Source organism: Citrobacter sp. C13, from assembly GCF_014596815.2.
Classification (GTDB): domain Bacteria; phylum Pseudomonadota; class Gammaproteobacteria; order Enterobacterales; family Enterobacteriaceae; genus Citrobacter; species Citrobacter portucalensis.
The window spans coordinates 3,018,752-3,031,846 of record NZ_CP115024.1 but is presented as its reverse complement, the minus strand read 5'-3'; the positions used below and the strand labels follow the sequence as shown (position 1 = coordinate 3,031,846).

Annotated in this window: 15 protein-coding genes; 11 read left to right on the top strand and 4 right to left on the bottom strand. The window is 51.1% G+C overall.

Going from position 1 to position 13,095, the window contains the following annotated elements; genetic code table 11:
- The first annotated feature begins 91 nt into the window (after window positions 1-91).
- The 3 genes from deoD to IB222_RS14570 all read left to right on the top strand — a co-directional run bounded on the left by deoD (window position 92) and on the right by IB222_RS14570 (window position 2,924).
- On the top strand, window positions 92-799 hold the full coding sequence (gene deoD / locus IB222_RS14580) for a purine-nucleoside phosphorylase (protein WP_032942921.1): 708 nt from the start codon (window positions 92-94) through the stop codon (window positions 797-799).
- A gap of 38 nt (window positions 800-837) precedes the next feature.
- Window positions 838-1,992, top strand: coding sequence for an MFS transporter TsgA (tsgA, locus tag IB222_RS14575; RefSeq protein ID WP_003832028.1), 1,155 nt, complete (start codon window positions 838-840; stop codon window positions 1,990-1,992).
- Window positions 1,993-2,087: 95 nt separating this feature from the next.
- Window positions 2,088-2,924 carry an outer membrane protein OmpK gene (locus tag IB222_RS14570; RefSeq protein ID WP_148362145.1) on the top strand — a complete coding sequence of 279 codons (837 nt, stop codon included), beginning with the start codon at window positions 2,088-2,090 and terminating at the stop codon, window positions 2,922-2,924.
- 47 nt (window positions 2,925-2,971) lie between these two features.
- On the opposite strand, the gene IB222_RS14565 is transcribed toward IB222_RS14570, so the two are convergent.
- From IB222_RS14565 to dsbA, 4 genes are all read right to left on the bottom strand, one after another.
- On the bottom strand, window positions 2,972-3,658 hold the full coding sequence (locus IB222_RS14565) for a Crp/Fnr family transcriptional regulator (protein WP_063941862.1): 687 nt from the start codon (window positions 3,656-3,658) through the stop codon (window positions 2,972-2,974).
- Window positions 3,659-3,779: 121 nt separating this feature from the next.
- Window positions 3,780-4,073 (bottom strand): chaperone modulator CbpM, encoded by a 294-nt coding sequence (cbpM, locus tag IB222_RS14560; protein WP_003832033.1) that lies wholly within the window; start codon window positions 4,071-4,073, stop codon window positions 3,780-3,782.
- Window positions 4,073-4,993, bottom strand: coding sequence for a curved DNA-binding protein (gene cbpA, locus IB222_RS14555; protein ID WP_128317619.1), 921 nt, complete (start codon window positions 4,991-4,993; stop codon window positions 4,073-4,075). The genes cbpM and cbpA overlap by 1 nt, the downstream gene beginning before the upstream one ends.
- A gap of 204 nt (window positions 4,994-5,197) precedes the next feature.
- Window positions 5,198-5,821 carry a thiol:disulfide interchange protein DsbA gene (dsbA, locus tag IB222_RS14550; RefSeq protein WP_148362143.1) on the bottom strand — a complete coding sequence of 208 codons (624 nt, stop codon included), beginning with the start codon at window positions 5,819-5,821 and terminating at the stop codon, window positions 5,198-5,200.
- A gap of 392 nt (window positions 5,822-6,213) precedes the next feature.
- Between dsbA and IB222_RS14545 the strand changes: the two genes are divergently transcribed.
- The 8 genes from IB222_RS14545 (at window position 6,214) to agp (ending at window position 13,092) form a co-directional block, all read left to right on the top strand.
- On the top strand, window positions 6,214-6,618 hold the full coding sequence (locus IB222_RS14545; protein WP_003832040.1) for a VOC family protein: 405 nt from the start codon (window positions 6,214-6,216) through the stop codon (window positions 6,616-6,618).
- Between the two features lie 70 nt (window positions 6,619-6,688).
- A complete protein-coding gene (locus tag IB222_RS14540; protein ID WP_008784315.1) occupies window positions 6,689-7,051 on the top strand; it encodes a hypothetical protein in 363 nt (120 codons plus the stop codon).
- A 48-nt stretch (window positions 7,052-7,099) separates the two neighbouring features.
- Entirely contained in the window at window positions 7,100-8,980 is a 1,881-nt protein-coding gene (locus tag IB222_RS14535; protein WP_149384713.1) for a protein-disulfide reductase DsbD domain-containing protein, read from the top strand.
- On the top strand, window positions 8,977-9,600 hold the full coding sequence (locus IB222_RS14530) for a DsbA family protein (protein WP_149384712.1): 624 nt from the start codon (window positions 8,977-8,979) through the stop codon (window positions 9,598-9,600). Before IB222_RS14535 ends, IB222_RS14530 begins: the two co-directional genes overlap by 4 nt.
- Window positions 9,590-10,096 (top strand): protein disulfide oxidoreductase, encoded by a 507-nt coding sequence (locus tag IB222_RS14525; RefSeq protein ID WP_149384711.1) that lies wholly within the window; start codon window positions 9,590-9,592, stop codon window positions 10,094-10,096. The genes IB222_RS14530 and IB222_RS14525 overlap by 11 nt, the downstream gene beginning before the upstream one ends.
- Before the next feature lie 134 nt (window positions 10,097-10,230).
- Entirely contained in the window at window positions 10,231-10,986 is a 756-nt protein-coding gene (locus IB222_RS14520) for a sulfite exporter TauE/SafE family protein (RefSeq protein ID WP_149384710.1), read from the top strand.
- 69 nt (window positions 10,987-11,055) lie between these two features.
- Window positions 11,056-11,763, top strand: coding sequence for a winged helix-turn-helix domain-containing protein (locus IB222_RS14515; protein WP_149384709.1), 708 nt, complete (start codon window positions 11,056-11,058; stop codon window positions 11,761-11,763).
- 87 nt (window positions 11,764-11,850) lie between these two features.
- Window positions 11,851-13,092 carry a bifunctional glucose-1-phosphatase/inositol phosphatase gene (gene agp / locus IB222_RS14510; protein WP_063941866.1) on the top strand — a complete coding sequence of 414 codons (1,242 nt, stop codon included), beginning with the start codon at window positions 11,851-11,853 and terminating at the stop codon, window positions 13,090-13,092.
- Window positions 13,093-13,095: the final 3 nt, after the last annotated feature.

Here is a 13,095-nt window from a genome sequence, read left to right as displayed (position 1 = left end):
TCCTCTGAGCAGGACTTTTGTCCTCAATCACCTCACAAACGTCTGGTTACAATCCCTGCATATCTTCAATACCCATAATTCAGGAATTGTTATGACTGCACATATTAATGCCAAGCCAGGGGATTTCGCGCCAACCGTTATTATGCCGGGCGATCCGCTCCGTGCTAAATTTATTGCCGAAAATTATTTAATGGATTACCGCGAAGTCACCAATGTACGTAATATGCTGGGTTATACCGGTTTATATTTTGGGCAACCTGTTTCGGTGATGGGACATGGAATGGGCATTCCTTCAATGACGCTTTATGCCCATGAACTGGTACATGATTTTGGTGTGCAAAGAATTATTCGCGTCGGCAGTTTAGGCGCAACACAACATCATGTCAAAATGCGCGATATTATCCTGGCCGTCGCCGCCGGAACGGATTCAGTCACAAATTTAAAACGTAGCGCGGGCTATGCGATGGCAACATCTGCCTATTTCCCATTATTACAGCAGGCGTGGACGCTGGCACAGAAGGCGGGTATCGATATTAAAGTCGGCAATGTTTTCAGCGGCGATCTTTATTACGATCCTGACGAAAATTTAATACCGGCACTGGAAAAATTCGGTGTACTGGGTGTAGATATGGAAGTAGCAGGCTTATACGCTTTAGCGCATCAGTTTAATATTGAAGCGCTGGCTATTTTAACTGTCTCCGATCATTGCCTGACCGGAGAAGAAACAACGGCAGAAGAACGACAATTGACCTTTAACAACATGATTGAGCTGGCGCTAAATACTGCTGTTACCGCTTAGTTCCGGCTTTTAATTGAACCAATCAGAGATGGCATTATATGAAGAATAAAATAGCACTTACGCTGATTAGTTTTCTGGCAAATTTTATTATGGCAGGGTTTGCCAGTCAGTTCGGTATGCTAATCGAACCGATTGCAGTACGCTACGGTGCCGATGTGAATACCGTTGCTTCGATATTTTCGTTGCTCAATGGTGGAGCATTAGCCGGCACCATCGCCGCCTTTTTCCTGATTGAGAAAATCGGTGTGAAGCGTATGACGCTCATTATCTATTCGATAGTGTTCCTTTGCGCTCTGGTAATGCACTTAAGCCCTGGCTTATGGCCGGTGATGGTCGCCATGACCCTGGTGGGTTTTTGCGGTGGGATCGGTCTGTGCGTGGCAGGAACGATTGTGGTATCGGTCTGGCAGGATCGTATTCAAAGTACGATGCTGGTGGTGCAGGACGCCACTTTCAACGTCGCGGGTGTAGTTTTCCCGCTGATCACCACCTTCGCCCTGACGCACAATATGTCGTGGAGTTACAGCTATCTGAGCGTGGGTATGGTGGCCTTACTCACGCTGGGCGTTGTGGCGCTCACCCGCTTTACTGCCTGCGAGACGTCGCCCACGGCAGATCGGACAGACAAGGTAAAATCGGAGTGGAATCCAGGGATTATCAGCGGAGGCATTGGCCTGTTCTTAGGTATGCTGGCGCTGTACACCTTCCTGACCTGGGCACCATTATTTGTGAAGAACAAATTTGGCATTCCCTTTGAAGAAGCAGGAAATATTATTACGCAATACTGGGGCGCTGCGCTGGTCGGGGCATTAGTATCAACCGTCATTGTTTCTCGGGTGAAGATACATTATTTCCTGCTAAGTATTATTTTGCTGGCAAGCATTATTACCGCAATTATCGTCACGAAGGATAATATCTCCGGGCTTGATTATCTGGCCTACAGTTACGGCTTTGTCTGTGCTGCGCTGTATAACTCATTTATTGCCTATGGTGTTTCTTTCGTGAAGCGTGCGAGCAGTCAGAACGTTTCTTATATTTTAATTAGCGGCAGTGCCGGGGCCATGTTTAGTCCGGCGATCAGCGCGCTCATGGAAAAAACAATGGGATTACAGAAAATTATGTACGCAATACCGGTGTTGTATTTAATTATCTTTGTTATGTTAATGGCGACATTAAAACTCAAACGTAATTAAAAGCACTAATAATACTTACCTCTTTAATTAAATAGCCAGTCGCCACACCATTTATATGGTGAGGCGATACTCAACCTTACTCAAAGGAATTGAAAATGCTGAAAAAGAATAAATTAATGATTAAAAAAACAATCCTGGGTGCAGTAGTGGCAATGAGCTGTATGCAAGCATTCGCGGCTGACTATACTGATGGCAACATCCGTAAAAATGATTTTAACTGGATGCAGATGAACTTAATGCAAAGTGTGGACGCGAAAGTGCCATATGGTATTCGCAATGACACCTATCTGGAACTGGAGTTTGGTGCACGCTCTGGCATTATCGATCTGTACGGTTATGTGGATTTCTTTGATATTTTGGACCGCGAGAAGGACGATCGTCACGGTGGTGATAACTTCTTTGCCAAGATATCTCCACGTTTATCCCTGGACGCCATTTTTAATAAAGATTTATCCGTTGGGCCGTTTAACGAATTCTATATTGCAACGGTAAATAACATTGGCGACCGGGAATTATTTGAACATTACGTTGGTCTGGGTACAGATGTGAAGGTCCCGTGGTTTGGTCTGGTGGGAATGAACATCTATGCGCATTATGTTCGTGAAAACTACGGTGCGGATAACGAAGGAAAGTGGGATGGTTACATGTTCTCGACTAACTGGTCGACGCCATTCTATACCTTTGCCAACGGCAGTTATCTGAACTATCAGGGGTACTTTGACTACCAGTTCGCCGCGAATAAGATTGCTAATCAACCGTTATACAGCAATAACGCGATTGAATGGTATAACGGTATCTACTGGCATTCAGAGCATTATGCAGTCGGTTATGGCCTGAAGTATTTCCGTAACATGGCATTGATGGAAAACCACGGCGGAGCAGGGCGAACCACCGGGCTCGGTCACTATTTCAATCTCACCTATAAGTTCTGATTGCGCCGAAATGACACACCAATGCTCTGTTTACGAGAGTTGGTGTGTCAGTCAATGATGTCATTGCCGAGAAATTTACGCAGCCCATCCAGATCCTTAATTTCCAGTCCTTGCTTCGTTCGCGTTACCAGCCCGGCATCCGTCAGCGCTTTAACCGCCCGCCGATAGACCCGGTCGGTTGTGCCGAATCGCTCAGCTTCCTGGTATTTTTTATGGAAACCATCCATCGGCTGCTTGTTCTGATGCTGGCGATACAGGTCATACGCCACGTTATGTACGATAGGGTAGAGCATCCGGTGCAGGAAGATTTCCAGCATATCCTGATAATCAATCGCCATTGCACTGGCAAAAAATATCGCCAGTCTGGGATGCTGATTCAGCGCTTCTTCCAGACGGTCACAGCTGCACACCGCTACGGTCAGTGGTTCTTCCGCGACGATATCAAGCTGGCAGCGATACCCGGTAAAAAACTCCATTTCACCAAACAGCTGCTCGTCGCATTCCATGGCGCCCAACTGGAATCGGCGACCATTCTCCGCGCTGTAACGCAGCGAAATTCTTCCGGATTGCACCATGATCAGTCGATCGACAACCTGTCCCTGGCGGTATAGATACTCATCTTCCTGGAGAATCTGCGTTTCAGAGAGCAGTTCCTGAAATATCTTCTCAATCAAGGCATCATCCTGCTGCCAGATGTTGTGAAAACGACCTTTCGTGAGGGGTTTAAGCTGCATGACTCAACGTCTTATTGTTTAAGATAATTCTTATCTGAGACTGTATGCCATCTGCTGGGCAATGTCATTAAGAGCGCGGGGCGGATAATAAAAGGACCAGCACCATGCTGGTCCTGACACACTAAGGATGGCTGATAAAGCGAGACAGGCGCTGGCGCAGCAGGCGGTTTTCCTGGCGTAACTGAGCGTTCTCCTCCAGCAACGTCAGCGCAACGGCAATCCCTGGCCAGTCAAGTTCCAGCTCCTGACGAAGGCGCACCGCGCGACGCATTACAGTCAGCGCATGATCGTCAAACGTCTCGTCTTCATGGGGTTCTATCACCCCTAAGCCGACAATCTCATGCAGTTCTTCTTCTGACACACCGGTGTACAGACAAAATTCGGTAATGGTAAAAGTGACGGTAACGTTAGCCATTATGCTTTCCCCCACTCTTTGCGCGGATCAAAGGCCTTTTGTGCATCCGCCAGCTGTTGCCACAGGGCGGCACTGGCGTCGTCAGGTTTCGGTGGCATGACTATTTTGATCACCGCATACAAATCGCCGGTATGTTTTTTACTTACCAGACCCTTGCCTTTAATGCGTAGCCGCTGACCGGCCTGGCTGCCTGCAGGAATGGTCAGCAGGATGCTCTCTTTCAGCGTCGGAACGGTTACTTTCGCACCCAGCGCAGCTTCCCACGGCGCGAGGGGAACGACAACTTCCAGATCCTGATTAACGATATCGAACAGCGGATGCGGCGCAATATGAATCACCAGCCACAAATCACCGTTCGGCCCACCGTTTTCGCCGGGGGTGCCCTGGCCTTTCAGACGGATGCGCTGGCCGTTACCGACGCCAGCCGGAATTTTCACATTCAGCGTTTTAGGAATTTCTCGTTCTACCATGCCAAACGCATTGTAGACTGGCAGGTTGTAACTGATAGTGCGGCTATGCTCAGTAAGCGTTTCTTCGAGGAATACGGCAACTTCGATTTCGATGTCGTGCCCGCGGCTGGCAGGGCGCTGGCGCGACTGGTGCGCACGCTGACCAAAAATGGAGGAGAAGATATCGTCGAAATCTTCGGCGCTGTAGCTTTGATTCTCTCCTTGCTGGAATTGACGGCTGAACTGTGGGTCGTTGCGGTGCTGCCACAGCTGGTCGTACTCGGCGCGTCGCTGCTCATCACTCAATACTTCCCAGGCTTCTGCAACCTCTTTAAACCGGGCCTCCGCGTCAGTCTCTTTGCTGACATCAGGATGATATTTACGGGCGAGTCGACGATAGGCGGTCTTGATTGTCTTGAGATCGTCTGTCGGTTTCACGCCCATAATGGCGTAATAATCCTTTAATTCCATAGCGTTCTCTCGTGTAAATCAACACTTGCAGAAGGTGAACCCTGACAACAGGTATCACCGCTAAGTTTAGGGTAATCCTGATAACGGCGAATGCCAACCGGGAAGGGAGAATATTGCGATAAACGATGCGGTTGCGCACCACCAACAGCGCATTTAACGTTATAGCGTTTGTTGCGTGGTGCGAAAAGTGAGATTAGCTAAACATCAGGATTTAGTGATCAGGAAGCGGACCGTATCAGCATAGTTTTGCACGAATGCATTAAGGTCATCTGACTTCAGTCCTTTTGGATTGATCATATATTTTCCGTTGATAAAAATGGCGGGCACACCGGTTAAATCAACTGCCTTCGCCATTTCTTGCTGCTTAGCGGTCAGTGATTTCACGGCAAAGCTATTCCATGCCGCATCATAATCACTGGCGCTGACGCCCGCGCTGATAAATACGTTACGAATATCGTCCGCTGTTTTAACGGTTTGTTTTTTCTGAACGGCATCAAAAAGCAACGGCTTAACTTTATCTTGTACGTTCAACAGCATGGCGACGGACCAGGCGTGGGTCATGTCTTGCCCCAGCGGTCCTAAAAAGTCGACGTGGTATTCGGTGAGTTTGACATCTGCCGGCAATACTTTTTTCACGTTATCAGTGATTTCAAAAACTTCATCGTACTGATAACAGGAAGGGCAGTAGAATGAGAAAAACTTCAGCGCCGGCGGTGCGGAAGCGACAGGTTTTTCCAGGGTGATATACTCTTTGCCGTCGGTAAATGATGCTGCCTGAGCGCTAACTGTAAAAAGTAACCCAATCAGGGGTAATAAAAATTTTTTCATTTCCATATACTCTAAATAACATTTAATAAACAAATCTTCTGCTAATGAACACGTTATTCATTGCGTCTGGATATAATAAGGAAATCCCCTGAAAATGCGCTACCCCTTACTTTCATTTACGCATTAGTACGTAACGGGCATTATTTGTGTGCTGCCATGGAAATATCTACATGCATTCTTCGTAAATAGTGAATGATAACTTGCGTGATATTTTCAGGGTATTTTAGCAATGTTATAGTGTAATAAAAGAAGACGTAATATGATTAATTATCATTTCGTTTTAAAGCGTGAATAGCAAGGTATTGCGCTAAGTTCTGCAAATACCCCCGTAGATTTTCTTTTTCTTGTCGTGCGTGAATGAATAGGGTAAGTGTCAGAGATGAGCAACCCAAATGGATATCGCTATGATTGACCACCTGGATCACCTGGTACTAACCACCAATCATGAAGAGGCTTGCGTTCGTTTCTATGTCGAGCTTTTAGGCATGAGGCTGGAAACCTTCGCGCAAGGTCGGAAAGCCTTCGTCTTTGGCAATCAGAAAATCAATCTCCACATTCGGGGAAAAGAGTTTGAACCCAAAGCCTACGCGCCAACGCCGGGGGCGCTGGATTTGTGTTTTATCACCACGCGTACGCTGGAAGAGGTGATGGAGACGTTTCAAACCCACGGAGTCGAGATTATTGAAGGGCCCGTTGCACGTACCGGTGCGACAGGACCTATTCGCTCGGTGTATGTCAGGGATCCCGATCTCAATCTGATTGAAATCGCGGTATATCCAGCAGATAGCAGGACATAACTTTACAGCGTAAAGGTTGCCAAAACCTGGCGAGTGGTTAAGATAACTCGCATCATTGAGTGAGGGTATAATGGCGAAACGTCAACGGATGGGATGGTGGTTCCTCTGTCTGGCATGTGTTGTGGTGATGGTTTGCACCGCACAACGCATGGCGGGCCTGCACGCGTTGCAGATGGATACCGCCGTTACAAGCGTTGTCGCCAGCGCACAAGTGCAGACCGATGAGGCCTCACCCGTTACTCCTTGTGAACTGAGCGCGAAGTCATTACTGGCTGCGCCACCCGTACTGTTTGAAGGTGCTATTCTGGTGCTGTGCCTGCTGCTGTCATTGCTGGCGCCAGTACGGGCGTTTCGTCTACCTTTTTTCCCACCGCGAGCCATCTCGCCGCCCACTCTCCGGGTGCATCTCCGATTTTGCGTCTTCCGTGAATGACAGAACAGCCGTTGCTGACTGTTAGATAATTATTCACGGAGAAAAACTATGATGACTGTTTTCAGACAGGCGTTGCTCTGTCTGTTATTGCTATGGCTGCCCGTATCCTGGGCGGCTGAACCCGGCTGGCTGCGTTCACCCGATAACGATCACGCCAGCGTGCGGTTACGCGCTGATACGTCCGCAGGCGGAGAAACCCGTCTGCTGCTGGATGTCAAACTGGAGGACGGCTGGAAAACCTACTGGCGTTCTCCGGGCGAGGGGGGCGTTGCGCCTGCTATCGCCTGGAAAGGGGAAATGCCTGCGGTCGACTGGTCCTGGCCAACCCCTGCTCGTTTTGAGGTCGCCAATATCACTACCCAGGGGTATCACGATAAGGTGACGTTTCCGATGGTGGTGCGCGGTAGAGCGCCCGCCACGCTCAGCGGCGTTTTGACGCTATCTACCTGTAGCAACGTTTGCCTGTTGACGGATTTTCCTTTTTCCGTGACGCCCACAGCCCAGGACCCGACTTTTGCACATGACTATGCTCAGGCGATGGGACAGATCCCACTTGCCAGCGGCCTGACCGATGTTCTGAGCGCTGGCGCACGGGCGGGAGAGTTAGTCGTCGAGGCTCGCCGTGCGGGAGGTTGGACTGAACCAGGGCTGTATCTGGATGCTGTTGATGATGCGGATTTTGGCATGCCGCAAATTCATGTTGAGGGGGAGATGTTACGCGCTACGGTACCTGTACATGACGGTTGGGGAGAAGGCGCGCCGGATCTGCGTGGTAAGTCAGTCACGCTGGTGCTGGCAGATAACGGTGTTGCCCAGGAGAGTCGTCTTGCGATTGGCGAAGCCCCGGTTGTTGAGAACGCCTCACTCCCACTGTGGCAAGTGGTGTTAATGGCACTGCTGGGTGGTTTTATCCTCAATCTGATGCCCTGTGTGTTACCGGTTCTGGGCATGAAGCTGGGCTCTATTTTGCTGGTCGAGGAAAAAAGTCGTCGCCAGATCCGCCGTCAGTTCCTCGCATCGGTAGCCGGAATACTGGTCTCGTTTATGGCACTGGCGCTATTGATGACGGTGCTGCGTTTAACCAATCAGGCCCTTGGCTGGGGGATCCAGTTTCAGAATCCGTGGTTCATTGGCGTCATGGTGCTAGTGATGCTGACGTTCAGCGCCAGCCTGTTCGGGTGGTTTGAATTCCGCCTGCCTTCTGCAATGACCACCACGCTGGCGACTCACGGCGGCAACGGACTGTCGGGACATTTCTGGCAAGGTGCATTTGCGACACTGCTTGCCACGCCGTGCAGTGCCCCGTTTCTGGGAACGGCGGTGGCGGTAGCATTGACCGCTTCGCTGCCGACGTTGTGGGGATTGTTTATCGCACTTGGGCTGGGGATGAGCTTACCGTGGCTGCTGGTGGCCCTGCGTCCCGGTCTGGCGCTGCGTTTGCCGCGACCAGGGCGGTGGATGAATATTTTGCGGCGTCTGCTTGGCGTGATGATGCTGGGTTCGGCTATCTGGCTTGCGACGTTGCTGCTCCCACACTTAGGGTTTAGCGGACAAAGTAGCGCTAAAGAAAGCGTGAACTGGCAACCGCTAAGCGAGCAGGCGATTGAGGATGCGCTGGCGCAACATAAGCGCGTGTTCATTGACGTCACAGCCGACTGGTGCATCACCTGTAAGGTAAACAAATACAACGTGTTGCATAAAGAAGACGTACAGGCCGCATTGCAACAGCCGGATGTGGTGGCGCTGCGCGGCGACTGGACACTCCCTTCTGAAGCTATTACCGAATTTCTAAAAAAACGCGGCCAGGTTGCTGTGCCGTATAACCAAATTTATGGCCCCGGTCTGCCGGAAGGCCAGGCATTACCCACGTTGTTAACCCGCGATGCGGTACTGCAAACGTTGAATGATGCCAAAGGAGTAACCCCATGAAAATGATGATTGTTCTGCTGTTAACCCTGTTTTCTGCCGTCAGTATCGCGAAAGAGCCTGCGCCGTTTACCCCGGAACAGGAAAAGCAAATTGAAGCATTAATTCAGGAAGCCTTGTTTAACGATCCCAACAGCCCGCGTATTGGCGCGAAGCAGGCGAAACTGACTCTGATAAACTTCACCGATTACAACTGCCCATACTGCAAGCAGTTGGATCCAATGCTGGAAAAAATTGTGCAGAAATATCCTGAAGTGGCGGTAGTGATTAAACCGCTGCCGTTTAAAGGTGAAAGCTCGGAACTGGCGGCGCGGACCGTGTTGACCACCTGGCATCAGCATCCGCAACAGTTTCTGGCGCTACATGAAAAACTGATGCAGAAGAAGGGCTACCATACCGACGTCAGTATCAAACAGGCGCAGGAAAAATCGGGGGCCAGTCCGGTGACGCTGGATGCCCAAAGTGCTGAAACGCTGAGTACTAACCTGCAACTGGCGAGACTGGTGGGTGTGCAGGGAACTCCCGCAACGATTATTGGTGATGAACTTATTCCCGGTGCGGTGTCGTGGGAAACCCTTGAGGAAGTGGTAAAAGAAAAACTGGCGGCGGCCAATGCTCAGTAAATTGCGCCGCTGGCTGCGCGAAGGGCTGATCTTACTGGCGCTGTTAGCGGGGGCGATGCTGTTGATGGATGCCTGGCGCGCGCCGCAGCTCCCAGCCTCCTTTGACAGCACACCGTTACAAACGCTGGATGGTGAAACCGTCACGCTGGCGGCGCTCAGCAAAGACGAGCCGGTGTTGCTTTATTTCTGGGCGAGCTGGTGCGGCGTATGCCGCTTCACGACGCCGGAAGTCGCCAGGCTGCGTTCGGAAGGGGAAAATGTGATGACCATTGCGTTACGTTCCGGAAATGAAGCTGAGGTATCTCGCTGGCTGTCGCGTAAAGGCGTGGACTTTCCAGTCATCAATGATGCGAACGGGGCCATTTCCCGCAGTTGGGCAATCAGCGTCACGCCCACGCTGGTGGTGATGTCACAAGGTCGGGTGGTATCAACCACCAGCGGCTGGACCAGCTACTGGGGCATGAAACTTCGGTTGTGGTGGACGAAAACGTTCTGATAAATGTGCCGGGGAAACCCGGCATTTTTTATGGCGTCGCCCTCCCCAGGAAGGCATATTTCGTTGCCTGACGAAGCAAACACAGTGATTAACGTCCAGAATCAGTCATCTTCTCTTTTCCAGGAAAGTGCAACATGACGAGTTCTTTAGCGTTTGAACCCGCGCTGGTGGTGATGATTACAGCTACATTTGTTCTCGCCGGGATGGTGAAAGGCGTTACGGGTATGGGATTACCCACCGTGGCAATGGGGATCCTCGGATCGCTTATTTCGCCAGTTGCCGCGGCGGCCATGCTGCTATTGCCTTCGCTGATGAGCAATTTGTTCCAGTTTGGCGGTGGTGGAAATACACGCCAATTACTCAAACGATTGTGGCCAATGCTGCTGACAGTGGTAATGGCGATTCTGCTTGCCAGCACCTGGATTACCGGGGGTGACACCACCCGTACCCAGTTTGCGCTCGGCGTGGCGCTGGTGGCCTACGCTATCTGGACGCTGGCGGGAAAGAAAATCGCGGTGGCCCCGCAGCGTGAAAAACCATACTCCCTCGTTATTGGATTTGTGACCGGCTTATTGACCGGCGGAACCGGGGTGTTTGTGATGCCCGCCGTGCCCTGGATCCAGTCCCTCGGCTTTGAAAAAGATGAACTGGTACAGGCGCTCGGGATCTCTTTTACCTTTTCGACCCTGGCATTGGCACTGGGTCTGTGGTGGCACAACGCGCTGCCCATACAATCGCTAAGCTTGTCGGCTTTGGCCATTGTTCCTGCACTGATTGGCCAGTGGTTAGGAACCCGTGTACGACGGGTTATTTCTCCGCTGGTGTTTAAACGTTGTTTTCTGTTTTGTCTGGTCGGGTTGGGTACAGAGATGATGCTGCGTGCGGCGTGACCGGTGCGGTGACATTGCACGGCTTTCATGGCATCGTTAATTCAGATAATCAGGGCCAATGAGGTCGTTATGGCATCCGTGATGTTACATGAAGAAGAGGGCGATCTGGAGTCACAAATGGCACTCACTGCGGCAGTGATGGCCGATAAATCGCGCTCGCGTATGCTGTGCGCCCTGATGGATGGCCGCGCCTGGACTGCAACTGAGCTCAGCGCGGTGGCGGATGTGTCAGCGTCGACCGCCAGTGCGCATCTGGCGCGTCTGTGCGAACAACGTTTTGTTGTGGCGCTTGCGCAGGGCAGACATCGTTATTTTCGCCTGGCAGGTTCCGATATCGCTGAACTGCTGGAGCGTTTGATGGGCGTGGCGTGGGCGACATCAACGCCCCGCAAAATCACGATGCCGCCAGGTTTGCGGAATGCCCGCACCTGCTACGACCATCTCGCCGGAGAGGTCGCGGTGAGGCTGTTCGATACGCTGGTTTCCCGTCAGTGGTTAACGCCGGATGGTGAAACGCTGACTCCTCTTGGCCAGGAAAAGCTTGCACAGATGGGGATTGTCATGGCGGCGGGCTCATCCCGGCGAAAATTAACCTGCGGTTGTCTGGACTGGAGCGAACGACGTTATCATCCTGGTGGTGTGCTTGGCGCAACGCTGCTGCGCTGGTTCAGTGAACAGCGATGGATAAAAACCGAACAGGGCAGCCGCCATATCATCTTCACACCTCTTGGCATTCGTAAACTCGAAACCGAATTTGGTGTTAAAACGACACGCTAGATGGTCTGTTTTGCGAAAGCGTTCCCGGAAATATGTCATATTTCTGTCACACTCTGTTGTGATTGATAACAACAAGAGGTCGTAGGGATGAATAAATCGTTAATCGCCACAGCCGTGGCTGGGGCTGTCTTATTGTCAACCGCCGCGCAGGCGCAGACCGCGCCGGAAGGCTATCAGCTTCAGCAAGTATTGATGATGAGTCGGCATAACTTACGCGCACCTTTAGCCAATAATGGCAGCGTTCTTGAGCAGTCCACCCCCAAACAATGGCCAGAATGGGATGTCCCCGGCGGACAACTCACTACCAAAGGCGGTGTGCTGGAAATCTATATGGGCCACTACATGCGAGAGTGGCTGGCAGAGCAGGGGATGGTGAAATCGGGCGAATGCCCGGCACCGAACACGGTCTATACCTATGCTAACAGCCTGCAGCGTACGGTCGCCACGGCGCAGTTCTTTGTCACCGGTGCTTTCCCTGGTTGCGATGTTCCGGTCCATCATCAGGAAAAAATGGGCACCATGGATCCTACCTTTAATCCGGTGATCACCGATGATTCCGCCGTCTTCAGCCAGCAGGCCGTTCAGGCCATGGAGAAAGAGCGTAGTAAAATGCAGCTCAACGATAGCTATCAGTTGCTTGAGCAAATGACCGACTACAAAGACTCACCGTCTTGCAAAGAAAAACAACAGTGTTCCCTGACCGATGCCAAAGATACGTTTAGTGCGAAATACCAGCAGGAGCCAGGCGTTTCGGGGCCGCTGAAGGTTGGGAATTCGCTGGTTGATGCCTTCACGCTGCAATATTACGAAGGCTTCCCAATGGACAAAGTTGCCTGGGGCGAGATTAAATCCGATCAGCAGTGGAAGGTTCTGTCGAAGCTGAAAAACGGCTATCAGGATAGCCTGTTCACCTCCCCGGAAGTGGCGCAGAACGTCGCCAAACCACTGGTGAAATATATTGATAATGCGCTGGTTACTGAACGCGCGAAAGCACCGAAAATAACCGTGCTGGTGGGGCATGATTCAAATATCGCTTCGCTGCTCACCGCGCTGGATTTTAAACCGTACCAACTTCACGATCAGAACGAGCGTACGCCGATTGGCGGGAAGATTGTCTTCCAGCGCTGGCATGACAGCAATGCAAATCGTGATCTGATGAAAATCGAGTATGTGTATCAGAGCTCGCAGCAGTTGCGTAATGCAGATGTCCTGACGCTGAAATCCCCGGCGCAGCGTGTAACGCTGGAGCTGAAAGGATGTCCGATAGATGCGGATGGTTTTTGCCCGATAGATAAGTTCGACAGCGTGCTGAATGAGGCGGCTAAGTAAAAG